Below are 25,792 nucleotides of genomic sequence, written 5' to 3'. Positions count from 1 at the left end.
AAGTTAAGGGGACAGGCGAAATTTCAATTTTTTAAAATTTCTTTTTTGAAACGGGGCTCAGAAGAAAATAGCCTTCTTCCAGCCAACCAAACTACGCATATTGCACCGATGGCGTAGGCACCAGCAAGCATGAACATCACGAGTATTTGATAGGCCACGGCCTGAAGAGGAGGGGCTCCGGCAAGGATTTGGCCAGTCATCATACCGGGAAGAGATACTATGCCGGCTACTGACATGGCGTTTATAATTGGTACCAGGCCTTTGGTCACGGCAGCCCTAAAGGCCCGGTTCATAGCCTCTTGGCGACTAGCGCCATACGCTAAGAAAAGTTCTATCTCGCTTTTTCGAGATAGCAGGTAATCAACAAAAGTATCAAGGGCAAGAGATATACCATTCAAGGAATTTCCCAGAATCAAACCAATTAAAGGAATGACATACTGGGGATGATACCAGGGTTTTACGCCTAAAATGATTTGAGTGACAATAACACCTACTATGAATGCCGAGAGGCTCATGGAAAGTGTAGTGTCAAAAAACATATAAGCGTAGCGCTTGCGGCTGCGGGCTGCGGCTTCTCGCCCGGCCACAAGGGCCATAAAAAAGAGGAGCGAGATTACCAAAATGGGGCTTTTTAAAGAAAAGATAGCCTCTAGTACAAACCCTACCAAAGAAAGCTGAACAATAGTACGGAATGCAGCTATAAAGAGCTTTTTTTCTACCCCGAGGCGCAAGTACAGGGACAGGCCGCTAGCTAAAAGAATAAATCCAGAGGCTAAAGCTATGTCAAAAGGAGTAAGACTTATAAATTGGCTCATGGAATTTCCTTAAGCTCTCCGTTGTTTAGGAACAGAGTTTTAGTCTTTTTAGGTAACTCGGCGTGGCTAACATATAATACGGCTTTCCCTGGTCTTTGGGAAAACTCATAGAGCAACTCAAAGGTTATTTCAAAGTTTTCGGAGTCAAGTCCTGAAAAAGGCTCGTCAGCAAGGATAACTTGCGGGTTAAACAGCAGAGCTCTTACTAGGGACAGGCGCTCTTTTTCTCCAGTGGAAAGATAAACCGTTTCGGTATCAAGGTTTTGGGACAGGCCAAGTTTCTTTAGAATTATTTCAGGGTTCATAGTGGGCTGGCGATGACAGTTTACTTTGAATTGGTAAGGAAATAGCAAGTTTTCACGAAGAGAGCCTTCAAGCATCGGGCATTCTGGATCAAGATAAACACACTGACTTCTAAATTTAGTAAGATTTCTAGGTGGATATTGGACGTTACTTAGAATTCTTTTAACGTTTTGGGCATATTTTTCTAGTCCCACTATTTGGCGCAATAGAGTGCTTTTGCCTGTCCCTGAAGGACCTTTTAAATGAACAAAATCGTTTTCGTAGAGGATTATATTGACATTTTCGTAAAGTTTGCGCTGCTGGCAGCTGAAACTAAAAGGGCCTGCTTCCAAGATAACCTTCATGGCCCCAAGTATAACTAAATTTTGTGAAGATATGTAATGATTATTATTTATTCACCTTTTAAGATGAAAATTCTTGATTTCGCTTAAGTGGAAATCAAAGATTCTTAAAACAATTTCCAAAGACTTATAGGCAAAATACCCATCAAAATGAATATATTTCGCTATTTGGAATGGCTTTTTCTCGCTTTTTAGAAAATAGTTTTTTGATTTTTTGACTAGCTTCGTTTATAAAACGTTTTGAGCCGATTATGAGACTTTCTGTAAAATATCGTGTTCGATAGGTAAACTCTTTGGCCTTGTTAAACTTTTCCTGTTCTCCGATTCCGCCTTTGCCGTGAACAAATTCCTGATAGAGTTTGAATTTTTCTTGCTCGGACTTGCCAGCATAGGAGGAGAGACCTAGATCTAATGATAGAAAACTTTTTTCGCCTGTCCCTAATCTTGCCCTGTATCCCAGCGAGCACCAGCGGTAATCCTCTGGCTCTTCTACGATTCCGGCTCGTACTGGGTTGAGTTCTATGTAGGCCAGGCAGTTAAGCAAGGCCTCACCGGTTTCTATAATTACGGACTTAAATCTGTCAGCCCAGAAGTAACCTTTGCGGTCAACGCGCCGATTATACCAGCGCGAAAACCGTTGTTTAATATCTTGAACATAGCGGGAAAGGCCAGCCAGACGCTTGCGCCATTTCTCAATCAGCTCTTCGTAGAAAAAAATTTTGCGCTTATCACCATAGTAAAGCCTTATGCGGCGTTTCACTTCTTCGTCAGAGAAATAGTCTTCAGGTAGCATACGGCAGAGTAGGTGAAAGTGGTTCCCCATGATGGCAAAGCCGTAGACTTCAACGAAATAGACCTGTGAGAGCCAGCGGATGAGTTTTAGCAGGTAGTCTTTTTCTTCAGGTCCAAGCACATTGTGGCCAGGTAAGGCTGTGCGCGAAATTACATGATAAGCGGCTTTAGGATTATTGGTAAGCAAGCGAGGAATTCTAGGCATAATTAAAAACCTCCTTAAAAAATTTTTTCGCCTGTCCCTTTTATCGGAACAATTTTGCCTGGGCTTAAAAATTTCGCCTGTCCCCAATCTCCCAATCTTGATTGGCTCTTCCGGTTAGATCTGGTAGGATTACGAAGCTGGATTCCGGAAATAGAAATTACAGAACAGAAAGAAAAGGAAGGAGAGAGGCGAAAGTGGAAGTTACCAACGAAATAAGGGCGAAGGTTCTTATTGAGGCCCTTCCTTATCTCAAGCGTTTTTACGGCAAGACCATTGTCATTAAATATGGCGGGCACGCCATGGTAAGCGAGGAATTAAAAGAGGCTTTTGCTCAAGACATAGTCCTTATGAAATACGTAGGTCTGCGCCCTGTTCTCGTTCACGGCGGAGGTCCTCAAATAAGTGAAGTGATGGCTAAAATGGGCATAAAGCCCGTTTTCATTGAAGGCCAGCGTGTTACAGACGAAGCCACCATGAGTGTGGTGGAAATGGTGCTGGTGGGGACAGTCAATAAAAGTATCGTAGGCCTTCTTAATCGTCACGGCGGCCGGGCTGTTGGGCTTTCGGGAAGAGATGGCCAGCTAGTAGTAGCGGAAAAGATGAAAATATATCGCTACTCGGGCGAAGATCGCCCTCCAGAAATAATAGACATTGGCCGCGTTGGTAAAGTAAAAAAGATAAACCCCGAGGTAATAGAAACCCTTATGGAAAAAGGGTTTCTTCCGGTAATTGCCCCGGTAGGCGTGGGGCCTGACGGTGAGGCCTATAACATCAACGCTGACTTAGTAGCCGGCGCTATTGCCGGAGCCCTTAAAGCGGAAAAGGTCATCTATCTAACCGATGTTGAGGGCGTAAAAGACGAAAATGGCCAACTTATTTCTACTCTTTCCATCTCTCAGGTCGGGCAACTAATTGAAAAAGGCATAGCCAAAGGGGGGATGATTCCCAAGCTGAAAAGCGCGCGAAAGGCCTTAAGAGCCGGTGCCCAAAAGGCCCACATCATTGACGGCCGGGTACCACACGCTATTTTACTTGAAATCTTTACTGACCAGGGCGTGGGCACAGAAATAGTTTCTGATTTTGGTACTCCTGGCATCCAGGGGGCAGAGACTCAAATGATATAAAATAGGAGCGGGTTTTATGCAAAACGAAAGGCAAAAACTATTTGAACTCCTTTTTGAGAGGTCATTTTTATATCGGCCAGAAGGGTTTCGCCTGGCCTCAGGTAAAATCAGCCCGTACTACCTTGACTGTAAAAAAACTACCCTTTGCGCCGAGGCCCTTCCCTTAATTGGTAAACTTATGTGGCAGGAAGTTAAAAACTTTACTCCCGAGGCCGTAGGGGGCCTTACCTTGGGAGCGGATCCTCTGGTTTCTGCTGTCTGTTTCCAAGCCGGGCTAGAAGGCACTCCGCTTGAGGGATTTATCGTTCGCAAGGAGGCCAAAGGCCACGGGACGCAAAATTTCATTGAAGGGGCTGTTAAAAAGGGGATGAAGGCGGTTATCCTTGAAGATGTAGTTACCACTGGAGGTTCGAGCTTAAAGGCTGTGTCCAGGGCAAGAGACGCAGGCCTTGAAGTTCTTGCCGTGGTAGCTTTGGTTGATCGTGAAGAAGGCGGCCTTGAAGCTATTAAGGCCCAGGGCCTTTCTTTAATTAGCCTGTTCACTATAAACGAATTTCTTGATCGTCTAAATGGTTAGCCCTTTTTCATATAACTTTGTAAGTATTTTTCTGCTCCAGATTCTTCAAGTTTTTGGGCCTTTTCTTCCACCATCTTACGCAGGCCCTCTTTGTATTCTTTAATTTTTTGCCTGATTTCCGGATATTTTACGCCCAAAATCTCGGCAGCCATAAGCCCTGCGTTTTTGGCGTTGTTTATGGCTACCGTAGCCACTGGTACCCCCGCTGGCATTTGCACAATGGAAAGTAAAGAATCAAGCCCGCTCAGTGAAGAGGTTTTAACCGGCACGCCGATTACCGGTAAAGGAGTGATAGAAGCCACCATACCGGGCAAATGGGCTGCTCCTCCGGCACCGGCGATGATTACTTCAAGCCCACGTTCTTCGGCTTCTTTGGCGTAGTGAAACATCCTTTCCGGGGTGCGATGAGCGGAAACAATGGTGATTTCATATGGAATATCAAAATCTTCTAGCATATCAGCGGCCTGTTTCATGATCGGGAGGTCCGAGTCACTTCCCATGATTATACCTACTAGCGCCTTTTTCATGCCTTTTCCTCCGCTTTAATCTTTAAAAACTTTTTGACTTTTTCTACGTTTTCAATGGCCCGTTCAAGGTCATCATCAACAATAGTTACGTGGCCCATTTTCCTGAAAGGCCGGGTTATCTTTTTGCCGTAAAAGTGGAAAGAAAGCCCAGGGATTGATAGGGCTTCTTCTAGCCCTTCAATAACAGGTGGCCCCTCGTAGCCTTCTTCGCCAAGAAGGTTAATCATTACCGCTGGTGACAAAAGTCTCGTGGAGCCGAGGGGGAGACCGGTGATAGCCCGAATATGTTGTTCAAACTGGCAGGTAGCACAGGCCTCAATGGTGTAATGGCCAGAGTTGTGAGGCCGCGGGGCAAGTTCATTTACCAAAACACGCTTATCTTTGGTTAAGAACATCTCTACCGCCAGAACGCCTACTATTTCCATTTTTTGGGCGAGGTCCAAGGCTATTTCCTGGGCTTCTTTAGCCAAACTGTTATCTATGCGAGCCGGAGCCATAACCAAATCGCAGATATTAGCCCTTTCGTCAAAGACCATCTCCACCACGGGGTAAACCTTGAGTTCGCCGCTCACTCCCCGAGCCACGATTACCGCCAGCTCTTTTTCAAATTCCACGAACTCTTCAATATAGGTTTCGCCTGGTAAGGCTTTTTCTATATCTTCCGGGCTTTTTAAAACTGCTACACCGCGGCCGTCATAGCCTCCCCTACAGGCCTTTTGCACCACAGGGAAACCAAAAGAAGAAAGCTCTTCTTTAGTTTTTACTTTTTTGAATTTAGGAAGCGGGGCGCCAAGGCGCAAAAGCAGTTCTTTTTGTTTGAACTTGTCCTGGATAACTTCAAGGAGATGAGGGCTGGGGTAAATTCGGTGGCCTTCTTTTAGGAGCTCTTTTAGGGCCTTTGTGTTTACGTGTTCCAGGTCATAAGTGGTGACGTCACTTTGTTCAACGAGCTCTCTAATCTTTTCCGCATCGTGAAAATCGCCAATAATTTGTTTATCTGAGACCTGGGCCGCTGGGGCTCCTGGAGTTGGGTCTAAAACCGTGACGTAAAAGCCCATTTTTTTGGCCTTCTGGGCCATCATCTTGCCCAATTGGCCGCCGCCTAGAATACCTAAACGGGCCAAAGGATACGTGTATTTCTTCATTTTGCCCCCAAAATTAAACAGGTGTCCATATTTTATTAATTTGGGGGCAAAAATACAATCAAAAAGGGGCAGGCATTTTTTGCCTGTCCTTAATTTTTATAGTCCGTGACCGTGCCCACCGCAGCCGTGGCCATGGCCACCGCCACAGAACCTGGGAGTAACTCTCAAAGAGCCGGCCAGAAACCGGGCTACGGCCTCATCAGCGGGCATAGGGGGTACGCCTGATACCACTCTGATGCCAAATTCTTCAAAAAAGGCCACAGCTCTTTGCCCTAACATACCGCAGAGGATACAGTCAACGCCAAGGCTTGAGAGCCACTGAGGGATTACTCCTGGCTCATGCGGAGGGGGAACCAGAATTTCTTTTTTCAAAACATCACCATCAACGGTATAAATGGCAAACTGGGGTGCATGGCCAAAATGTTCGGCAATCATTTCGCCTTCAATGGGTACGGCTACTTTCATCTCTTACCTCCTATAAAATTATGTTTTCTATTTTTGTAGTTATTTTTTTAAGGGCCTGAGTTGCCTGTCCCTCTGAGTATTCAGGTAAAGGTGTGGCCGCGTGAATGGCTCCGTAAACATCCGGGTCATAAGGAATAGAACCCAGCGGCTTAAAACCTGTTTCCTCGCAGAGTAACTTTTGGGTCATATCGGGATTTAAGTCAGCCTTGTTGACAATGAGATAGCCGGGAATGGAAAAGTGATCTAGCAGTCCTTTGAGCCTTTTTAAGTCGTGAAGCCCGGCTATGGTGGGTTCAGCGACCATAAGCACCGCATCAACTCCCGAAAGGGAGGCAATTACCGGGCAACCCACTCCAGGTGAGCCATCTATCAGGATTAAATCGGCGTTTTCTTGTTTGGCTATCTCTTGAGCCTTTCTTTTGACTCCGATTACCAGCTTTCCAGAGTTTTCTTCACCTGGATAAAGCTCTGCGTGAACCAGAGGCCCGTATTTTGTTTCGGAATACATTAATTCCCCTACTTCTTTTTCTTCCATGCTGATGGCTTTTTCTGGGCAGAACCAGGCACATACCCCACAGCCCTCACATAAAAATGAGTCAATAGAAAAGTCTTCGCGTACGGCCTCAAAGCGGCACTTTTCAAGGCATATGCCACAAGAGGTGCAGAGGTCTTCGTTTTTTACCGGCTCCCAGCCGGACTTGAAAGGCTCTTTTTCTAATGTTTGAGCTTTCAGAAACAAAGCCAGGTTGGCGGCGTCAACGTCGGCGTCAGCCAGAACCTTTTCCCCTTTTAATAACACAGCCAAAGCGGCACAAACCGTAGTTTTGCCTGTCCCGCCTTTTCCGCTAAGCACGAGAATTTCTTTCATAACAGGGCCTCTATCCGTGTGTATAAATTTTTAAAAACTTCGCGCATTTCTGGTTTGGCCTGTATTAAGGTCTTTCCCCGGGCATAAGCCTCGGCAATGGCCCTTTCTTCGGGGATTTCAAGTAAAATCGGAATATTCTTACTCCTCAGGAAGTCATTAAGAGGGCCGTAAGGCTCGCGGGCCCGGTTCACCACCACACCCATAGGCAAGTTCATACTTTCAAAGGCACAGACGGCCTGCTTTAAATCGTGTAAGCCAAAAGGCGTTGGTTCTGTAACAAGTAAACAAAAATCTGATCCGTGAACTGCGGTGAGTACAGGGCAGGCCGCCCCTGGAGGGCAGTCCAAAATGTTTAGTCCTTGAGGAACAAGGTAGCGCGCCTTAAGTTCCTTTATCAAAGGAGAAGCCATAGCTTCTCCCAGTTTTAGTTCGCCGTAAGCCAAAAATACTTCTTGGGCCTTTCCGGCAAGTATTCTTCCTAAAGGTAGCTGCGCTTCAGTGATACAATTTTCAGGGCATACCTCTAAACAGCCGTAGCAACCGTGGCAGAGTTCTGGAAAAACAAGTACTGTCCCTGGAAAGACGGTTATGGCGTTAAAGCGGCATATTTTTTTACATTCGCCACAGAAGGTGCACCGCTTTTCATCTACGCTTGGGACCATGCGATAAACGGGTGTTTCTTCGGCGATTTCCGGGTGCAGAAAAAGATGGGCATTTGGCTCCTCAACGTCAGCGTCAAGGAGCCTGGCTGATAGGGCCTCGGCCAGAGCCACTGAAACAGTGGTTTTGCCTGTCCCGCCTTTACCGCTAGCTACGGCGATAACCATCGCTCTTAAAAGCCTCCCCGGCCTTTTCCGCCACGACGACAGGCTCCGCCACCAAGACCACGGCCACCACCCTGGCCACGACCACCACAGCCTCCTTGGCCTCGGCCGCCGCCCTGGCCTCTTCCCCGGCCTGCGCCTCCACCGCCAAAGCCTCCACCAAAACCGCCTCCCATACCGCGCCCTATGCCGGCTCTGCCTCCAAAGTGAGCTTCAACTGACGGAGTTTCTAAAAAAGAGACTTTGCCTTGCTTAAAGGCCTCAATAGCCTCTTTTACCGTGCCTGCCTGCGCCTGAGCTACTTTTATTCCCGCGGCGTTTAAGACCGCAAAGGCCTTGGGGCCACACTGGCCGGTTACCAGGGTATCTATGCCGTTTTCGGCTAGGAAATTAGCGGCAGCAATTCCTGCACCCTGAGGGGCCATAGCCGCCTGGTTTTCTACTGCTTGCCATTCACCGGTATCGGTATCAAACAGGATAAAGTAGGGAGCTCTGCCAAAGTGCATGTCAAATGGGGAATCAAGTGTTGGCCCTTGGGCCGTGATAGCTATTCTCATAAATTTTCCTCCTTAAGGTTTGTTTAAACTCTAACGCTTCTGAAAAACAATTTCAAGAAGTAAAGAAGTAATGTGTCGGAAATATTTGCCCACTAGGAAAATTTTTCCTAGCAGAAATGGGGACAGGCGAAAAAATTAGAAAATTAGGGACAGGCGAAAAATTTTGCCCTCCAGCCATTAGCCTTTAGCCATCAGCCATTTTGTCACTGCGAAGAGCGCGAATGCGCGACGAAGCACTCTCTTATTCAACAAATGCCAGCTAGCTGCTAGCCGAAAGCAAAAAATTGGGGACAGGCGGAAATTTTGACAAAACATATGGCACCGGGTTTGCATAAGCATTTCCCGATGATGGCGATAAAAGTTAATCCCCAGCTTGGTTTGCTTGAGGCCTTAGAGGGTGGGCGCTTAATTATCAGGCGCCTTGATGTTACGGCCAACAACTTGGCCAATGTTTCTACGCCGGGTTACAGGCGAGATGTCCTCGGTTTTCGCGAAGTGCTTATGCGTAAGTTTCCCTTTAGGTCTCCTGATGACTGGCGCGCGTTCAAGGAAGTGACACCTAAGACGGATTTTCGACAGGGCCCGCTTGAGCATACGGGAAATCCCTTTGACATCGCCATTGGGGGCGAGGGCTTTTTTAAGGTAGAGACGCCAAACGGCATTGCCTACACCCGGGCCGGCAACTTTCGCCTGGATGCCGAGCATCGACTGGTAACCGCGCAGGGCTATCCTGTGCTGGCTGATGGAGCGCCTATCGTCATTGACCCGGGGCTTGCCCAAGGTGGCCTGGCTACCCTTGATAACGTTCGCTTTCAGGTTGACGCCTCAGGTGTCATTGCCATTGACGGCACGGAAATCGGCCGCCTTGATGTGGTCACTTTTTCCGATCCTTCAGTTCTTAAAAAATACGGTGAGAACCTTTTCGTGGCCAAAGAAGGGGCCCAGGAAATACCTGTAGAAAATCCAGATCTGCGTCAGGGATATATAGAAGATTCAAATGTTGAGCCCCTGGTAGAAATGGTGAAGCTAATAGAAATCCAGCGGCACTTTGAAGCCATTCAGAAGTCTATCCAGAGGCTTGGGGATAACACCAGCCGCATGATTGAGACCTACGGAAGAACCTAAGGAGGAGAAAATGATAAGGAGTTTATGGTCCGCGGCCACCGGCATGCAGGCTCAGCAATTAAAGCTTGATGTGATTGCCAACAACCTGGCTAACGTAAACACCGCCGGGTTTAAGAAAAGTCGTCCTGATTTTCAGGACCTCATGTATCAGAAGCTTAAGCTTGCCGGCGCCTTAAACGGCGAGGGTTCACAGGTGCCGGTGGGCATGGAGATAGGCCTTGGGGTACGCCCAGTTTCCGTGGAAAAAATCTTTACCCAGGGTGAATACGAACAGACTAACAACGAGCTAGATCTCGCCATAGAGGGCCGAGGCTTTTTCAAAGTTATCGTTAACGGTGAGGAGTTTTATACCCGGGCCGGGCAATTTAAGATTGACCGCGACGGCTACATCGTCACCCCTGATGGTTACAAACTCCAGCCAGAGATTACCGTCCCTCAGGGCACGGTGCGCCTTGAAATAACGCAAGACGGCCAGGTGACCGCGGTCATGGGCGATGGCACCACCCAGAATCTTGGCCAGATCCTTCTTTATGACTTCCCGAATCCAGCCGGCCTTTATGCTATGGGCCGAAACCTTTTGCAGGCCACCGACGCTGCCGGCGATGTAATTGAAGGCACCCCCGGCTCTGAAGGCTTTGGCACCATTGCTCAGGGCTATCTTGAAATGTCAAACGTGGACGTGGTGGAAGAGATGGTCCAGATGATTGTTACCCAGCGGGCTTATGAAGCCAACTCCAAGACCATACAAACTGCCGACAGCCTTCTTGAAATGGCCAATAACGTGAAACGGTAAAGGGCTATGAGAAAAGTTTTACCTGTCATAATTTTGACGTTTTTTTTCATGACCCCTAACCTCTGGGCCAAAACTTATGACCAGGCCTTTTTCCATAAGCTTTTTTTGAAAGAAGTCTCCGAAAGGCTTACCTGGGTTAAAGGCGAAATCAAGCTTGAAAGGCTCATCGTTGAGCCAGAGCGCGTTGAGCTTCCAGATGGAACCTCTTCTGTTGTTCGTCTAAAAGGCCGTCCGAAGCTCGGGTTAAACACCATGCTTGTTGATTTTTACCGAAAAGAAAGGGTTATTGCTCGGGTGCGGGTGATGGGCTTTGTGGAGGCCTATGTGCCGGTGCTCGTGGCTAAAAGGCCTCTTGGTCGGCACGAGGTCATTGACGCTGTTGACGTGGCCCTTGAGAAGCGGCCGGTGAGCCGTCTGCCTCAAGATGCACTTACTTCCCTGGCTGATGCCCTTGGTAAAAGGCTAAAAGTGAGTGTGCGGCCGGGGCAGGTTATCAGGGCTTACGCCCTTGAGGTTCCCCCGGTGGTTAAGCGCGGAAAAATAGTCCGCATTGTGGCCAAGGGGCCAAATTTTACTGTTACTGCTCTGGGAGAAGCTCGTCAGGATGGCTGCCCGGGAGAAATAATCCGGGTGCGCAATCTTTCCAGCAAAAGAGAAATTTTTGCCCAGGTGGTTGACGCGGGCACCGTGGAGGTGAAGTTCTAATGGTCAAAAAATTGACGATTTTGAGTGCGCTGCTTTTGGTTTTAGGGCTTTCGGCCTGTGGGCCGCCCAAGAATGTGGCCATAGAGCCACCACCGCCACCTAAAGTTTACGTGCCTGTCTCCAAACAAGAGAAGCCCAAAGAAGGATCACTTTATGCCGGGAACCAGAGTTTTTTCTTTGAAGACCACCGGGCCCGGCGGGTAGGAGACGTTATCACCGTTAAAATCCTTGAGAACTACCAGAGTTCAAGCAAGGTGAGCAACAAAATTGCTAGGAAATCTGAAGCTAACGCCGGGGTCAAGGCTATGCTTGGCTTTGAAAAAGCCCTCGAGGAAAGTAATCGCCGCTTCCAGGCAGATCCCATGTTTAGTGGGGGCATTAACACCTCTACAGATGGTCAGGGCCAGCTTTCGCGTGCCACCAACATTGTGGCCACTATTACCGCCAGAGTGGTGCAGGTGCTTCCCAATGGGAACCTTGTAATTCAAGGGGTGCGCACTGTGCGCCAGGATGAAAATCTCGAATACATAACCATTACAGGCATTGTGCGTCCGGAGGATATAGCGGCGGATAACACCGTATTATCTACCCAAATTGCTGATGCGCGTATTGAATACAGTGGCAGGGGGCCAGCCGCACTGGCTACTCGAGGCCCAGGCTGGTTATCCCGAGCCCTTCAAGTGATATGGCCATTTTAGGAGGTGAGCTGTGAAGCGCTTTCTGATGGTGCTGTTAGCCACATTTTTTAGTCTGAACGCCGCTTACGCCACCCGCCTCAAAGACCTGATAAACATTGAGGGCGTGCGCTCCAATAATTTGATTGGCTACGGCATTATGGTGGGGCTCCAGGGTACAGGTGATGGGGCCCAGAGCCAGTTTGCTGTGCAGTCGGTAGTGAATATGCTTGAACGCTTTGGCGTTCACGTGGACCGCAATCAGGTGAAACTCAAAAACGTAGCCGCGGTGATGGTTACCGCTGAGCTTCCACCTTTTGTGCGGGCTGGTCAACGTATAGATGTAACAGTGTCCTCTATTGGTGATGCCAAGAGCCTCCAGGGAGGCACTCTGCTCTTAACCCCCCTCCGTGGCCCTGACGGCCAGGTTTATGCCCTGGCCCAGGGGCCAATTTCTTTGGGTGGTTTTGGAGCAGCCGGAGCGGGAGCCGCTGCCCAGAAAAATTTTCTTACGGTGGGGAAAATTCCTTCAGGGGCCATTGTGGAAAGAGAAGTCAAAGTAAACATAAACGGCAAAGGAGTTTTGCGGCTTTCTTTTCGGGACACTGACTTTACTACCGTAGCCCGGGCGGCTGAGGCCATAAACGCCTATCTTAATGGCCCTTACGCCAAACCCCTTGACGGGCGCACTTTGGCTCTTTACGTGCCGCCTAGCTACCGCGGCAAGGTGGTTTCTCTTCTAGCGGACATTGGAGACCTTTCTGTTGAGCCAGATGTACCCGCCCGCGTGGTAATAGACGAACGCACCGGTACCGTGGTTATGGGTGAAAACGTACGTATTTCCAAAGTGGCTATTGCCCACGGAAATCTCTCGGTGCAAATAAAAGAGACTCCTCAGGTTATTCAGCCGCCGCCATTTTCTGCAGGGCAAACAACCGTGGTACCCCAAACTCAGCTTCAGGTGAAAGAAGAGAAGGCTAGACTCGTGGTGCTTGAAGAAGGAGTTAGCATTGGGGAGCTTGTGCGGGCGCTAAACGCCGTAGGGGCCACCCCGCGGGACTTGATTGCCATTTTTCAGGCTATAAAAAGGGCCGGGGCTTTACAGGCCGAACTCATCATCATGTAGGTGGGTATGAAGCTTACAGGTTTTGACCTAAAAAGTGTTTATCAGCTGGAAAGGCTTGCTCAAAAGCATAAAGACAAGGCCCTTCGTAAGGCCTGTCAGGAGTTTGAAGCTATTTTCCTTTATCAGATTTTAAAGGGCCTTAAAAAAACTATACCTGAGAGCGGGTTCTGGCCAAAAAGTTTTCAGAGAGATATGTACGAAGACCTTTTTTATCAGGAAGTTTCTTTAAAGATGGCGGAAAGAGGTACCGGTCTTTCGAAAATGCTTTACCGGGAGCTCAGCCGTAAATACGGGAAAATGGCCGGGAGTAAATGATGAGAGATGCCTTTCTACTTTGCAAGAGATTGCTTCGCTCGCTAACGCTCGCTCGCAATGACGAATTAGAAAAAAGGGCTCGCAATGACATCCTTTCTCTGTCACTGCGAGCGGAGCGAAGCAGTCTCATAGACCGAGGTCACAATACAAACAGGAGGTAGGCCATGAAAAATCCCTGGCAAAGGCTTGTGGAAATCTTAGAAAAAGAACGCAAGGCCATAATTTCTGGCGACATAGAAAAACTTCTTGATTGTCTGAAAGAAAAAGAAGTGCTCCTGAAAGACCCAGGCCTTAAAAAGGCTCCGCTTTCCCGCGAACTGCGGCAAGAGATTACCCGCCTGAGTGAGCATAACCAGATGCTCCTTAAAGCCGGGCTGGCCTTTATTGAAGAGGCCTACCGTTTTTTAGGGGCCCAGCTTTCACCCAAAGGTTCTTATTCACCCCAGGGCAAGGCCAGAAACTTAAAAGGAGCGCAGCTCTTAAGCGTAGAGGTGTAAAATGGCAGGCCTTTATAGTGCGTTAAACATTGCCAAAAATTCGCTCCTTGCCTTTCAGATGGGCGTTCAGGTAACCGGCCACAATGTGGCCAACGTGGATACCGAAGGCTACTCGCGCCAGAAGGTAGTTAACGTCCCTTATCCGCCAACACCCGGGCCAGCTGGCCCTATGGGAAGTGGCGTTAAGGTAGAACAGATAAAACGCTATTTTGACGCTTTTCTTGAAGCCAACTTAAATCTCAAACGCAGTGACCTTGGCCTACTTTCTGCCGAAGAAACCGGGCTTGACCTTATTCAGGGCCTTTTTAACGAAACTAACCCCCTGGGGCTTTCAAAGATGCTTGATGACTTTTTTACCTCCTGGCAGGGGCTTTCAAACCGGGCCGAAGGCATCCCTGAACGACGGGTGGTGCTTGAGAAGGGAAGAGTGCTGGCCGAGGCCATAAGCGACAAATATCAGAACATCGTTAACCTTGAGCAAAATGTAAGGCTTAAACTACGAGATGTAGTAAACGAGATAAACGAGCTTGCCAAACAAATTGCCGAGATCAACCGTCAGATAACCGCGGCAGAGTCAGGTCTTCACCAGGCCAACGACCTACGTGACCAGCGCGATAAACTGGTGGCCAAGCTCTCTGAGCTTACGCAGGTGCGTTACTTTGAGAATAATCAAGGTGCTTACGCGGTAATCCTCGGAAACGGCTATAACCTGGTAGATATTGACTCTTACTGGCAGCTTGAAATGGCCGGCGGTGAGGTTTACTGGCTTGGCCACAGTGGCGAAAAAGTAAAGCTTACCAGCAAAGAAGTCTCTCAGGGCAAACTCGGTGGCTGGCTTCGCATTGTAGAGCAAATTTCTAATGACTGGAACTACGAGTACGTTATTTCAACGCGCAATGTTTTTACCCCTGACGGCAAGCTGGTTAAAGAAAACACCACCTGGAAAGAGCTTGGCCTTACGGGTAGTGTTAATATCACCTTTCGCGGCACGGACCACTTCGGCGAAGAAATAACCGGGAGTTACTCCACCAATGACGATACCCAGACCGTACGCGACTTTTTAAACGCCATAGAGAAGGCTTATCACTACAAAGTCCAGGCCTATCTTACCGAGGATGGCCGGCTGGTGGTGAAAGACGCGGTGCAGGATGGCGGCAAACTTAGCTTTGAAATTACTTCCGGCCCTCTAAACTTTGGCCGTTTTGACGACGAGGCCGCCAACCACCGGGTGGAAGAACTAAACCTTACGGGCAAATTTCAGCTCTTTGCCAAGGAGCTTATTCGAGCGGTAAATGAGATTCACACCGAGGGCGTGGGGCTTAAGTTTTACGAGGGTGAACTTGAAGGGACTTTTCAGAGCGACGGCACTTTAAAAAGCCTTCCCTTTTTTCAGGACATAAAAGGCGACGGCTCGCTTTTCGTCTGGGTAAAAAGTCCTAACGGAAAAATTACGCCGGTTAAAGTAGACTTTGCTTTGCCTTCCACGGCTACGATGGACGACGTAGCCAGCCAGATAAACGACTCGTTAAAAGGGCTTGGCTTTGATCCCGATAGTTCCGTTAAGGCTTTGGTGCGGGGAGGGCGCCTTGTTTTTCAGGCCAAGGAAGGCTATGGTTTTGCCTTTTCAAATGACACCGCGGGTATTTTAGCGGCCACGGGCCTAAACACCTTTTTTACCGGGTTTGACGCGGGAAGCATTGGCCTTAACGAGAAGCTTTCGGTAAACCCTGAGTATCTGGCCGCGGCCCGTCTTGATCGTGAGGCCTGGCGTAGTGAAAATAGCCTCGTTGGCACTTACAAAAGCCGTCTTCCCATTCAAAATCCAGACTCTATCGTTTTTAATGATCCGCCGCATAAGCTTTACATACGCTTTTTTGATAACAAAGGCCAGCAGATACTCCACGACACAGAAAACGGTTTCAAAGAAAGGGAGCTTTCCATTGATATTTCTTCAGGCGATACCTTAAGAGACATAATCAATAAACTTGACGGTATTCAGGGGTTGAGGGCCTATTTTGATGGTGACGGCCGTCTGGTTTTACAGCTTGACCCTAATTCGTCTAAAAATTACGCCTACTTTGAGCTGGGCGTAGAAGCCCCCCCTCCGGTTGACAACTTCTTGGCTTACTTAAGAGACCAGGGAGTCTGGGTACCTACTTATGTTTCCGCTAGAGGACGTCAGGAAAGTGAGACTTGGTTTACTGATCCCGAAAATACCACGATAAACGAAGTAGCCAATGTTAGCTTAAATTTTGTGTTTTACGACGCCGAAGGGAAAGAAACCGGCCGAACATCAATAACTATTCCTAACGGCAAAAGCCTAAAAGACATGGTTTCGCTAATTAATGCGACCAGCGAGTTAAGGGCCGGGTTTACCGAAGGAGATCACGGAAAACTTTTTATTTCTCTTGAAAACCCGCCAGAGGGATCGGTTTCTTTTAAAATGTCTGTTTCCGGAGGGGACGGTGACGGTGAGCTTAATCTTTCGGACGGAACTAAACTATCTTTACAAAATATCGCTGATAGACAGATTTTTTCAGGGCTAGAGCCCTTTACGCATCCTGGTGGATACGTGGTTAAGTTGAACGGAGCTGACCCCCAAAATCTAATTTTTTCTGGTCAGACTACGGTGCGTTTTTTTGACGCCCAGGGAAACGAACTCAAAAGTATAAACTTTAAGACTTTGGGCACCAGTCCAAATATAACTGATACCAACGGGAACGGACAAATTGACCTTGATGATCTGGCAGCTGCTTTTGACGCTAGTCCTGAACTCAAGGCCTATGTGAATAACGACGAGCTGGTAGTAAGTCTTGATAGTGGAGCCCCGGCAGGTACCAGCTATTTCGTAATAGAAGGAAATGACCCCCTGCACTCCTGGGGGCGATTGACCTTTCTAAACACTCAGGGAACTACCGACCAGAAAGACGATAGTTATCAGGATCTGGTCTTTCCCGTAGGGATTATTGAAAACTGGCTTTACGACGAAAATGGCAAGCCCATAGACGCCGACCAAGCTAATGAAACAATAGATCCTTTTCGTCTTTACCTAGACGCTTCAGCAGGTGTGGTTCAGATTCTTCAAAAATACAACAGTGAGGCCAATGCCAAGTTCGGGCTTACCTCTGAGTTCGATAGTCAAGGAAGGCTGGTGGTAAACACTTCAGGCCTTTACGACACCAGAAGCTTTGTTTTAGACGACGCCGGTATTTCCGGGCTTTTTGATACCACCCTTCAAGCCAACAGGTTTGATTCCAACACAGGGCTTTATCTATTTTCTACGGACTTTTCGGTAGACAAAAACGCTACTTTTCCGGCTCAAGATATAACCGTAGATTATCTTAAGCCCAATGGAACTTCTTATCACACTGAAACCATTTCGTTTAGCAATAGTTTTACCTTAGAAGATTTTTTAAACAATTTAACCAGTCTTGATTATGATAGCGATGGCATAGCTGATTTTTCTTACGAAATAGACGATTCTGGCAGACTTTTCATTCGAGTAAACGACCCGGATCTTGACAACGACGGTGAGAATGATTGGGTATCTTTTAAGCTGACAAGTTCTTTAAATACACCGGAAGGTAACCTGACCACCTATCTCGCTAGGAAGAACATTATAAAAACACGCACAATGACAGACGACCTTCAGGGTTTTGCGCCCCAGCCGGGAGACAATCGCAATGCCTTGAGGCTTTCTGCCCTTTCCGACGCCAGTCGCGAAAAGCTTGGTGAGGCTTCTATTTCTGACTACTACACGGCTATTGTAGGCGAAGTGGGCATTGCCACGAAGACCGTTAAAAACTCAAAGACCTTTATGGAAGACCTGATTAACCAACTAAAGATGATGCGCGATAGCATCTCAGGGGTCTCCCTTGACGAGGAGATGGCCAATTTAATCAAGTATCAACAGGCCTTTTCGGCCTCGGCCAAAATATTAACGGTGGCTGACGAAATGCTCGATACGTTAATACAGAGCAAGAGATAAGCGGGAGGGTAAAAGATGCCTCTCAGAGTTGGCATGAAAACCATGTATGACAGCATGTTGTATCAGTTAAACAACCTGACTGAAAGTACCCGTAAGCTTCAGACGCAGATAGCCTCTGGAGTCAAGTACGAAAAGCCTTCGGATGCCCCGGTGGACTTGGTAAGGGCCCTTGGTTATCGCAAATCCCTTGAGGAAATAGACCGCTATCAGACTTCTATCAGGGAAGGGAAGGCCTACTTAAGGACCATGGAAGGGGCATATCAGGGGCTTGAAGACATAGTTACCAGGGCTAAACAACTGGCCATTCAGGCCCGAAATAGCACCATGTCTCCGGCCAACCGAGAGGCCATAGCCAAAGAGGTTGACAGCTTACTTTCTGAGGCCCTAGCCCTGGCTAACACCCGCCACGGTAACCGCTACGTTTTTGGCGGCGATAAGCCTACGGGTTATGAGGACGGGCATCCTCCTTTTGAGTTGATAAAGGAGGCCTTACCAAACGGAGAAGTGAAAGAATATGTAGTATACCGCGGTGGCGAAGAAGATATGGATTTTTCGTATTCTCCCGATGGCAAGCTTTTAATTGGCCGAAACGGAAGAGAGGCCATTATGACTTCAGGTATTTTTGATACCCTCATAGGCCTTAAAAAGACCCTTGAGGCTGACAATCAATCGGACCCCCACAGGGAGTTAGAAGAACTCGGGGTTCATATAGACCGACTTGACAAGGTATTAACTCACCTGACCAACGAACGAGCGGCTTTAGGGGCGCGGATGGATCATCTTGATTTAAAAAGTAACCTTTATGATGACTTGAAAACTACCATCAAAGAGAACCTAAGCGATGCTCAAGACGCTGATCTACTAGAAGTGGCCACCAGGCTTAAAGCCAAGGAAACGGCTTACCAGGCGGCCTTGGCCGCTACCGCCAAGGTTATGAACCTAAGTCTGGTTAACTATCTGAGCTAAAGGAGTCCGACTTGCTGGTATTAACTCGCAAAACAGGAGAGTCCATAGCTATTGGGCATGAGGTAGAAATAGTGGTTCTAGAGGTCAAAGGCAAACAGGTAAAACTAGGCATAAAGGCCCCTTCTCACGTACCAGTACATCGTATGGAAGTCTATCAGAAAATACAAGACGAAAACGTTAGGGCGGCTCATATTTCAGTAGGCCTTGATGATCTTGATTTTTTTAGTGAAGGGAAAAAGTAGGTTGTTACTGGGAGCATAAAACAGATGATAATTTTGGGCTGTCACGGCGAGCGAAGTAATCTTGGCAAAGAGACTACTTCGTCGGCCAAACGGCCTTCTCGCAGTGACAGAGAGCAAATATTTCGCTGCGGCTAGGTCGCCTCACTTGATGTTTTGTCGTGTAAAAATGTTTTGATTAGGAGGAAACATGGAAATTGAAACCACCAGGTTTGGGAAAATAAAAATAGAAGAAGATAAGATAATATTTTTTACCAGCGGCATTTTGGGGTTTCCCGAAGCCAAACGCTACGTTTTGATTCCGCACAGGGAAGACTCTCCCTTTTTGTGGTTACAGGCGGTTGATGTGCCTGAACTTGCCTTTGTGGTTATAAATCCTGAATTGTTTTTCCCGGATTATCGGCCGGAGATACCCGAAGAAGCTCGCAAGGAACTGCACATAAAAAGCAACGATGAACTCGGTTTTTTAACTATTGTTACCATACCTAAAGAGAATCCCGCAGACATAACCGTCAATTTGTTAGGGCCCATTGCCGTTAATATTCCACGAAAGCTGGCCAAACAGGTGGTTCTTGATGCCAGGCGATATCCTCTAAAAGAGCCTCTTAGGCCACATTTGAGCCGTTTTAATAAATCTGGGGAAGAAAACCCCGCTCAGGCAGAGGCGGAATTTTAAACTTATCCGTGGTGCGTGCCGATGAAGGTATAAGGGAGGGCAACGATGGCAGATGAAGTTTTTGGAAAAATAAATGTTTTAGGCTTAGGTTCAGGCCTTGACTTGCAGGGCCTTTTAGACAACCTACGCACTATTGAAGAAAAGCCCATCAAAGCCCTCGAGGCCAAGAAAGACTTTTATGAAAAACGGCTCACCGAGTTTGACTGGCTTAATACTAAAGTGCTTTCCCTGAAGTCTAAAAGCCTCGATTTTTCGCTGGAAAGCACTTATCTAACCCGGCAGGTTTCTGTATCTGGTAGCGCTATTACCGCTGAAGCCGATGTCGGTGCTTTAGAAGGGAATTATACCGTAGAAGTTAATCAACTGGCCAGAAAGAGCTTGTGGCAGTCTCAAGGTTTTGCTGAGAGCAGTAGCGTTATTACTCCCTCAGGAGACGACGTCTTACAAATTCAAGTAGGTGATAAGAACTTTTCGGTATTAGTCCCCCAGGGAACAACTCTAGAAGGCCTGGCTGATCTTATAAATAACTCCGAAGATAATCCTGGCGTAGAAGCCAAGGTAGTAAATACCGGAGCGGCCACCAATCCCTATCGTCTGGTTCTTAAAGCCAAAGATGCAGGCGAAGACCACCGCATAGTGGTTACTCAGGAACTTTCAGGCGTGAGTTTTGAAGAAATTACCGGAACACCGAATATCTGGAGTTCAGCTCAATATACCAATCCCGAAGATGTTATTAATAACACCGGCAGTACAATCACTTTAAACATAAACGTAGGGGAAGCATCTATTACTGTAGATGTCCCTGACGGGACCACCCTGAGTGGCCTGGTGGATCTGATAAACAATGCCAGTGATAACTCTTCTCTTAAGGCTTACCTTATGAGGAACTCAGACGGCAATTATACTGTTCAATTGCGTTCTCCTGATGCTATTTCTGTTACTCAAAGCCCTGACACACCGACTCTCTTTTCTGAGGTTAATAGTAACGGAGAAAGTTTAAATGCCTTTTTAACAGTAGATGGTATTTCTTACCAACGAAATAGCAATTCCATTAATGATATAATTCCCGGAGTAACTATTAATTTAAAAGAAATAGGAACTTCTTCTTTAAGTGTTTCAGCAAATTATGACGATATAAAAGAAAAGTTTAAGTCTTTTATAGATGAAATAAGCTCCTTTGTTAAGGAGCTTGGAGATAAAATGTCTTTTGATGTGGAGACTGGCGAAGAAGGGCCTCTTTATCGTAGTAATGCAGCAGAAAGCTTAATGAGAGACATTAGAAACGTATTAACGGTTTCTTTTAGTGGTAATGAACACATAAGATCTCTTTTTGACCTGGGTCTAAATTTTAATCGTGATGGTAGTATTACTCTTGATGAGAAAAAGTTAGAAAAGGCTTTTGCCGAACACCCTGAAGAGATTAAAAAGCTTTTTCTTGGTGATGACGATAATAATTTTCAAGGAATTGCCGAAAAAATAAATGATACTTTACAAAAATATATAGGGCCAACAGGGTTTATTGCGCTTGAGCAGAAAACCACTGAAAGAAATATAGAAGATGTTAAGCGTAATATTGCTATGTCTCAGGAAAGAGTAGACCGTTATATAGCTACGCTTCAGCGCCAGTTTATGGCCCTTGATGAGTATGTTCAGCAGTTAAATAATCTTTCTTCTTATTTAGACGTTCAATTTAAGAGCATGATGGGGCTGAACCAGAAGAAATAATATGAGTTCTTTGCAAAACTTAGAAAATAGGGATTGCTTCGGCGCTTCGCCCCTCGCAATGGCTTTTCTACGTTGTCACGGCGAGCCAGCCGGGGGGGAGCAGTTCGTTAAATAAAACGTTAATTATTAATGGTATCACTAAATAGGCGACAATTGAGTCATTGCGAGCGCAGCGAAGCAATCCCTGAGACTGCTTCGACCTCTAACGAGGCCTCGCAGTAACAGCGAAGGTTACTTTGCTTTAGCGATTATGTCAGCGGCGATACTTTGTCGTGTAAAAAAACACTCGGATTAATAAATAAGTTTGGAGAGGTTACTACGAAAATAAACGTTCAGGGAAGGACGTTAAAAAAACAAGGAGGTTGTTTATGTATAACGCTGCTTTAAATGCTTATCGTAAGAATGCGGTAACTACAGTAGAGGACCCTCAAAAGATTGTTAAACTCCTTTTTGAGGAGGCCATTAAGGAACTTAGTTTGACTAAAAATTTTTTTGATGAACCCCTTAAAAGAGGTAAGCATTTAGGTCGAGCCATTGCGCTTGTTGGCGAGTTGCAGGCCGGTGTAAACCTTGAAAAGGGTGGCGAAGCCGCCGAATTTCTTTATGGTCTTTATGGTGCCATTATACGCGAGTTATCTCAACTTAACGGTAACTACAAACAAGCCGAGGAGGTTATAGAGAGGAGCATTCGCTATCTTTCTGAATTAAAGCGTATTTGGGTAGAGCAAGTATTAAACCTGCCCTCCCAGGAAAAGACTAAGCCATCTCAAGCTTCTGAAAGGTTGGCTGTAAATGCTGGCTAATTTCCGGGGGTTTTTGCTCCCGGAGTTATTATAGGAGTAAGATAAGTGGCAATTTTGAGTTATCGTCGCGAAATACGTCTGGTTGTGGCGAGCGAAGCGAAGCAATCCCTGAGACTGCTTCGACCTCTAACGAGGCCTCGCAGTGACAGCGAAGGTTACTTTGCTTTAGCGATTATGTCAGCGGCGATACTTTGTCGTGTAAAAAAACACTCGGATTAATAGTAGCGGCGATTGTGGACTAGCGATTAAATACTTGGATTGATATTATGAAAAATTTCAAAGATGTGCAAAACCTTGAGGCATTTATTTCTTTCCAGAAAGAAGAGGCCTCTTTTTTGGAAAGACTTTTGGGTCAGCGGCAATTTTCTACCAAAGACCTTGAAGCCTTGAATGCTTTTCTCTACGAAAGAAGAAAATATAGTGCTATTTTGCGTAATCTGCCCTGGCAACGGGAGTTTATAGATTATTTGGAAGTCATTTTGAAACAGGAAGAAAAGAGTCGGGAACTCCTTTTGGCGTTACGTGATAAAATTTCTAGTTACATCAAAGAATTTTCGCAAAAATCTAAAGCCTTTAAAAACTACAGTTCTTTTCAGATTTGATTACTGTGTTACCTCCATCCTGTCACGGCGAGGAGCCGTCCCTAAGGCGAGGCCGTCTCCATCCCTTCACTGCGAGGAGCACCCCCACCTGTCACTGCGAGCGTAGCGAAGCAGTCTCAAGCACCACCAGCCATCGGTCATCAGCCATCAACCAGCCTGTCACTGCGAGCGCAGCGAAGCAGTCTCACACCCTAAAAAATTTTTTAAAGTTCTCCGAACAGGTGCCGAAAAGTAAATACAGAAGGGCAGGGAAGCCCAAACAAAAATAAAAAAACTACAAGGAGGTAGAGTTATGGCACTCAACATCAACACTAACATTGCGGCCCTAAGGGCCAGAAACCAGCTCAACAAAACTTCGCAGTCCTTGCAGAAGTCTCTTGAGCGTTTGTCTTCAGGTCTTCGTATTAACTGGGCGGCGGACGACGCCGCAGGGCTCGCTATTGCTGACGGCCTTAAGATGACGGCCACAGGTTTGGGGCAAGCCATTCGTAACGCCAACGAGGGTATCTCGCTCATCAAGGTGGCTGACGGTGCGCTTATTGAGTACGGTAACATCTTGAACACCTTGAAAGAAAAGGTTACCCAGGCGGCTAACGCCACTCAGAACGCTGAGACCCGCAAGTCCATCCAGCGTGACATTAACAAGTTGCTTACCGAGCTAAACAACATTGCCCGCACCACGGAGTTTAACGGGCAGAAGCTCCTTTCCGGTTCTTTCGTGAACAAGAAGTTTCAGATCGGTTCGGCTTCTTACGTTACGGCCTCACTCAGCATCCGCAGTGCGGAAACAAATGCCGTTGGCGGAACCAAAACCGCTATAATGAATCTTAACACTATCGGCCCTATGCAGCTTACCATTACCAACGCGGCCTCAGGTCTTTCTGTTACTACGGAAACCATAGAGCTAAACTACAACAACAATCCTGCCAACGGTGCGGGAGCTCTGGCCAATGAGATTAACCGCTATTCCGGTGTTACTGGAGTTACCGCGGTGGCGGTGGTGGAATCTCAGTCTGATGTCATTCAGGCAGGCACTATTTCCGGTCTCAAAATAAACGGCGTAGATATTGGGGATATTACGGTTCAAGCGGCTGATGCCGATGGTGCTTTGGTTTCGGCTATCAATGCCAAAAGCCTTCAAACTGGAGTTGAAGCCACCGTTACTGAAGATGGTAAACTGGTGTTAAATTCGGTTGACGGACGGGCCATAAAGGTAGAAGCTGACAGTGGCCTTTCAACTGTTCTCGGTAAAAGTGGGCAAGATCTTTCCACTCTAGGCCACATTCGCTTGATTCAAAAGGGTGTGGCTGACTTTCAGATTAAGGGTGCAGGGGGCTTAGGTATCGGGGCCAACATTGAGCTCAACGGAGATGTAACCCTTGACGACGATTCCGTGCTGGCTGCGGGTTCTACCATATTAAGTGGTTCAACTTTAAAGGCAGGCTCTCTGGTTGGAGGAGATCTCACTATAAGTGGAGCTTCCACTACTACCCAGGTAACCCTGGTAAAAGCTGGTTCAACGCTTAAAACAGGTTCAATAATTGCTGAAGGCACTCAGATTACTGGAGATATTACCGTAAGTGAGGCCTCTCTTAATTCCGACATGCTAGTTAAAGCTGGAAGCCAGCTTAAGGCTGGCACAACTATTGGTGCGGGGACGGTGGTTTACGGTACTTTGGCAGAGGCCCTTAACGTGGCTGACGGTACGGTCATAGGTGATGGAGGCGCTGTCCTAGCAAATGACGTAACCCTTAATACAGACATAGTTTTAAAATACAGCTCTGTGACTAACACTCAAATTGCAAGTGGCAGTAAAATAGCGGCTGGAAGTATCTTGGGGGCAGATTTTGAAATAACAGCTGATGCTACTTTTAATGCCGACATGGAGCTTCTGGCCGGCTCTACTATTGCAGATGGTTCTACCCTTAAAGCCGGTTCCATTATTGGTGGAGATGTTACAGTAGCTACAGGTGCAACAATAAATACCACGCAGGAATCAAGGTTAGTACAGGGTTCTACGTTAAAAGCAGGTTCTGTTCTGGCGCAGGGCTCGGTTATTAACGACGCCGATGAGGTGGAAGTAGCTTCAGACACCACTCTTAACCAGGATACCGTTATAGGTGCTGGCTCTAAGTTAATCACCGGAACTAAGCTTGCGGCGGGAACAGTTGTGAATCAGGATATGTATCTTTCAACGGCTGAATTTACTTATGATTCAAATGATACTAGATGGGAGCTTAATACTGGTGACGGCTCTGTAGTAAAGGTTACAGCAGGTACAGTGCTTGAGCAGGACATGTATGTAGTTGGTACTAATTATACTTTAGATACAGTTAACTCTCAATATGTCGTATCTACTAGTAGTGATGAAGTAACCCTTACAAACGACATGGTGCTCAAAGCAGGGAGCATGTTAAATACAGATACTTCAGCTGGTATAAATTCAAGTGTAGTTCTTAAATCTACAGGAGAAATAGGGCAGGTTGAGACTAAAAAGCTTTCAGATATAAATGTACTTACTTACGAAGGGGCGCAGGTCGCACTTACCATCGTTGATGCAGCTATTGCTGACATAGACGGCATTCGGGCGGAACTCGGTTCTGCTCAGAATCAGCTACAATCCACGGTGGCTAACATATCCGTAACTCAGGTGAACTTGAAAGCCGCTGAAGCGGGTATCCGCGAAGTTGATTTCTCGGCAGAAAGCTCAAACTTTAGCAAGATGCAGGTGCTCATGCAGGCGGGTATGTTTGCTCTGGCCCAGTCCAACACCATCCCGCAGATGGCAGTCCAGCTCCTGCAGGGTAGATAAAACGAGGCGGGCTTTAGCCCGCCGTTTATCTTAGGGCCGGGTGTACCCGGCCCTTAATTTTATTGCATTTCCGTTCAAGAGTGGTAATCTCCTATAAAACTAAAAGTCTTCCATTTTAAATGATTGCTTTTGCTCTTACGGATGAGCCGTGCCAATAATGGGACTGCCACAGTGAAGGGCTAAGTAATTTAACTAAAGATGCA

At 47.0% G+C, this 25,792-nt stretch carries 26 protein-coding genes; 17 read left to right on the top strand and 9 right to left on the bottom strand.

All coding sequences use genetic code 11. The features are described 5' to 3' along the window. Window positions 1-23 precede the first annotated feature (23 nt). From THEIN_RS02390 to THEIN_RS02380, 3 genes are all read right to left on the bottom strand, one after another. Window positions 24-815 (bottom strand): ABC transporter permease, encoded by a 792-nt coding sequence (locus THEIN_RS02390; RefSeq protein WP_013907104.1) that lies wholly within the window; start codon window positions 813-815, stop codon window positions 24-26. Beyond that, on the bottom strand, window positions 812-1,462 hold the full coding sequence (locus tag THEIN_RS02385; RefSeq protein WP_013907103.1) for an ABC transporter ATP-binding protein: 651 nt from the start codon (window positions 1,460-1,462) through the stop codon (window positions 812-814). The genes THEIN_RS02390 and THEIN_RS02385 overlap by 4 nt, the downstream gene beginning before the upstream one ends. A 142-nt stretch (window positions 1,463-1,604) precedes the next feature. Further along, a complete protein-coding gene (locus THEIN_RS02380) occupies window positions 1,605-2,456 on the bottom strand; it encodes a transposase (RefSeq protein ID WP_013907102.1) in 852 nt (283 codons plus the stop codon). 194 nt (window positions 2,457-2,650) lie between these two features. Between THEIN_RS02380 and argB the strand changes: the two genes are divergently transcribed. Together argB and pyrE are read left to right on the top strand one after the other, a co-directional pair. Continuing rightward, a complete protein-coding gene (argB, locus tag THEIN_RS02375; RefSeq protein ID WP_013907101.1) occupies window positions 2,651-3,580 on the top strand; it encodes an acetylglutamate kinase in 930 nt (309 codons plus the stop codon). A 16-nt stretch (window positions 3,581-3,596) separates the two neighbouring features. Further along, on the top strand, window positions 3,597-4,157 hold the full coding sequence (gene pyrE / locus THEIN_RS02370; RefSeq protein WP_013907100.1) for an orotate phosphoribosyltransferase: 561 nt from the start codon (window positions 3,597-3,599) through the stop codon (window positions 4,155-4,157). Here the strand turns inward: pyrE and purE are convergent. The 6 genes from purE to THEIN_RS02340 all read right to left on the bottom strand — a co-directional run bounded on the left by purE (window position 4,154) and on the right by THEIN_RS02340 (window position 8,543). Further along, on the bottom strand, window positions 4,154-4,684 hold the full coding sequence (gene purE / locus THEIN_RS02365; RefSeq protein WP_013907099.1) for a 5-(carboxyamino)imidazole ribonucleotide mutase: 531 nt from the start codon (window positions 4,682-4,684) through the stop codon (window positions 4,154-4,156). The genes pyrE and purE overlap by 4 nt on opposite strands. Beyond that, on the bottom strand, window positions 4,681-5,829 hold the full coding sequence (locus tag THEIN_RS02360; protein ID WP_013907098.1) for a 5-(carboxyamino)imidazole ribonucleotide synthase: 1,149 nt from the start codon (window positions 5,827-5,829) through the stop codon (window positions 4,681-4,683). The genes purE and THEIN_RS02360 overlap by 4 nt, the downstream gene beginning before the upstream one ends. Window positions 5,830-5,925: 96 nt before the next feature. Continuing rightward, window positions 5,926-6,294, bottom strand: coding sequence for a NifB/NifX family molybdenum-iron cluster-binding protein (locus THEIN_RS02355; protein WP_013907097.1), 369 nt, complete (start codon window positions 6,292-6,294; stop codon window positions 5,926-5,928). Between the two features lie 10 nt (window positions 6,295-6,304). Further along, entirely contained in the window at window positions 6,305-7,162 is an 858-nt protein-coding gene (locus THEIN_RS02350) for an ATP-binding protein (RefSeq protein ID WP_013907096.1), read from the bottom strand. Continuing rightward, window positions 7,159-7,989 carry a nucleotide-binding protein gene (locus THEIN_RS02345; RefSeq protein WP_013907095.1) on the bottom strand — a complete coding sequence of 277 codons (831 nt, stop codon included), beginning with the start codon at window positions 7,987-7,989 and terminating at the stop codon, window positions 7,159-7,161. The genes THEIN_RS02350 and THEIN_RS02345 overlap by 4 nt, the downstream gene beginning before the upstream one ends. Window positions 7,990-7,994: 5 nt before the next feature. Then, window positions 7,995-8,543, bottom strand: a complete 549-nt coding sequence (locus tag THEIN_RS02340; protein ID WP_013907094.1) for a NifB/NifX family molybdenum-iron cluster-binding protein — start codon at window positions 8,541-8,543, stop codon at window positions 7,995-7,997. Window positions 8,544-8,858: 315 nt separating this feature from the next. On the opposite strand from THEIN_RS02340, the gene flgF reads away from it, so the two are divergent. The 15 genes from flgF (at window position 8,859) to THEIN_RS02265 (ending at window position 25,589) form a co-directional block, all read left to right on the top strand. Next, the gene (gene flgF, locus THEIN_RS02335) at window positions 8,859-9,668 is read left to right on the top strand and encodes a flagellar basal-body rod protein FlgF (protein WP_013907093.1); all 810 of its coding nucleotides are present in this window, start codon (window positions 8,859-8,861) and stop codon (window positions 9,666-9,668) included. A gap of 10 nt (window positions 9,669-9,678) precedes the next feature. After that, a complete protein-coding gene (gene flgG, locus THEIN_RS02330) occupies window positions 9,679-10,461 on the top strand; it encodes a flagellar basal-body rod protein FlgG (RefSeq protein WP_013907092.1) in 783 nt (260 codons plus the stop codon). A gap of 6 nt (window positions 10,462-10,467) precedes the next feature. Continuing rightward, a complete protein-coding gene (gene flgA / locus THEIN_RS11490) occupies window positions 10,468-11,166 on the top strand; it encodes a flagellar basal body P-ring formation chaperone FlgA (protein WP_052299026.1) in 699 nt (232 codons plus the stop codon). Beyond that, window positions 11,166-11,864 (top strand): flagellar basal body L-ring protein FlgH, encoded by a 699-nt coding sequence (locus tag THEIN_RS02320; RefSeq protein WP_013907090.1) that lies wholly within the window; start codon window positions 11,166-11,168, stop codon window positions 11,862-11,864. Before flgA ends, THEIN_RS02320 begins: the two co-directional genes overlap by 1 nt. 25 nt (window positions 11,865-11,889) lie before the next feature. After that, window positions 11,890-12,966 carry a flagellar basal body P-ring protein FlgI gene (locus THEIN_RS02315; protein WP_041434910.1) on the top strand — a complete coding sequence of 359 codons (1,077 nt, stop codon included), beginning with the start codon at window positions 11,890-11,892 and terminating at the stop codon, window positions 12,964-12,966. 6 nt (window positions 12,967-12,972) lie between these two features. Then, a complete protein-coding gene (locus THEIN_RS02310; protein ID WP_013907088.1) occupies window positions 12,973-13,281 on the top strand; it encodes a rod-binding protein in 309 nt (102 codons plus the stop codon). A 164-nt stretch (window positions 13,282-13,445) separates the two neighbouring features. Continuing rightward, entirely contained in the window at window positions 13,446-13,778 is a 333-nt protein-coding gene (locus THEIN_RS02305; RefSeq protein WP_013907086.1) for a FlgN family protein, read from the top strand. Window position 13,779: 1 nt separating this feature from the next. Then, entirely contained in the window at window positions 13,780-17,766 is a 3,987-nt protein-coding gene (gene flgK, locus THEIN_RS02300) for a flagellar hook-associated protein FlgK (RefSeq protein WP_013907085.1), read from the top strand. A 15-nt stretch (window positions 17,767-17,781) separates the two neighbouring features. Then, complete coding sequence (gene flgL, locus THEIN_RS02295; protein ID WP_013907084.1) at window positions 17,782-18,732, top strand: flagellar hook-associated protein FlgL; 951 nt, start codon at window positions 17,782-17,784, stop codon at window positions 18,730-18,732. Between the two features lie 11 nt (window positions 18,733-18,743). Next, complete coding sequence (gene csrA / locus THEIN_RS02290) at window positions 18,744-18,974, top strand: carbon storage regulator CsrA (RefSeq protein ID WP_013907083.1); 231 nt, start codon at window positions 18,744-18,746, stop codon at window positions 18,972-18,974. Between the two features lie 187 nt (window positions 18,975-19,161). Then, a complete protein-coding gene (gene fliW / locus THEIN_RS02285) occupies window positions 19,162-19,647 on the top strand; it encodes a flagellar assembly protein FliW (protein ID WP_013907082.1) in 486 nt (161 codons plus the stop codon). A 45-nt stretch (window positions 19,648-19,692) separates the two neighbouring features. Continuing rightward, window positions 19,693-21,372 carry a flagellar filament capping protein FliD gene (gene fliD / locus THEIN_RS11485; protein ID WP_013907081.1) on the top strand — a complete coding sequence of 560 codons (1,680 nt, stop codon included), beginning with the start codon at window positions 19,693-19,695 and terminating at the stop codon, window positions 21,370-21,372. Window positions 21,373-21,740: 368 nt separating this feature from the next. Beyond that, window positions 21,741-22,175 carry a flagellar export chaperone FliS gene (locus THEIN_RS02275; protein ID WP_013907080.1) on the top strand — a complete coding sequence of 145 codons (435 nt, stop codon included), beginning with the start codon at window positions 21,741-21,743 and terminating at the stop codon, window positions 22,173-22,175. Window positions 22,176-22,441: 266 nt separating this feature from the next. Beyond that, window positions 22,442-22,777, top strand: coding sequence for a hypothetical protein (locus tag THEIN_RS02270; RefSeq protein WP_013907079.1), 336 nt, complete (start codon window positions 22,442-22,444; stop codon window positions 22,775-22,777). Window positions 22,778-23,069: 292 nt separating this feature from the next. Beyond that, complete coding sequence (locus THEIN_RS02265) at window positions 23,070-25,589, top strand: flagellin N-terminal helical domain-containing protein (RefSeq protein WP_013907078.1); 2,520 nt, start codon at window positions 23,070-23,072, stop codon at window positions 25,587-25,589. Window positions 25,590-25,792 lie beyond the last annotated feature (203 nt).

The organism is Thermodesulfatator indicus DSM 15286 (assembly GCF_000217795.1).
In the GTDB taxonomy this organism is placed as follows: Bacteria; Desulfobacterota; Thermodesulfobacteria; order Thermodesulfobacteriales; family Thermodesulfatatoraceae; genus Thermodesulfatator; species Thermodesulfatator indicus.
This window is presented reverse-complemented; position numbering and strand designations above follow the sequence as displayed.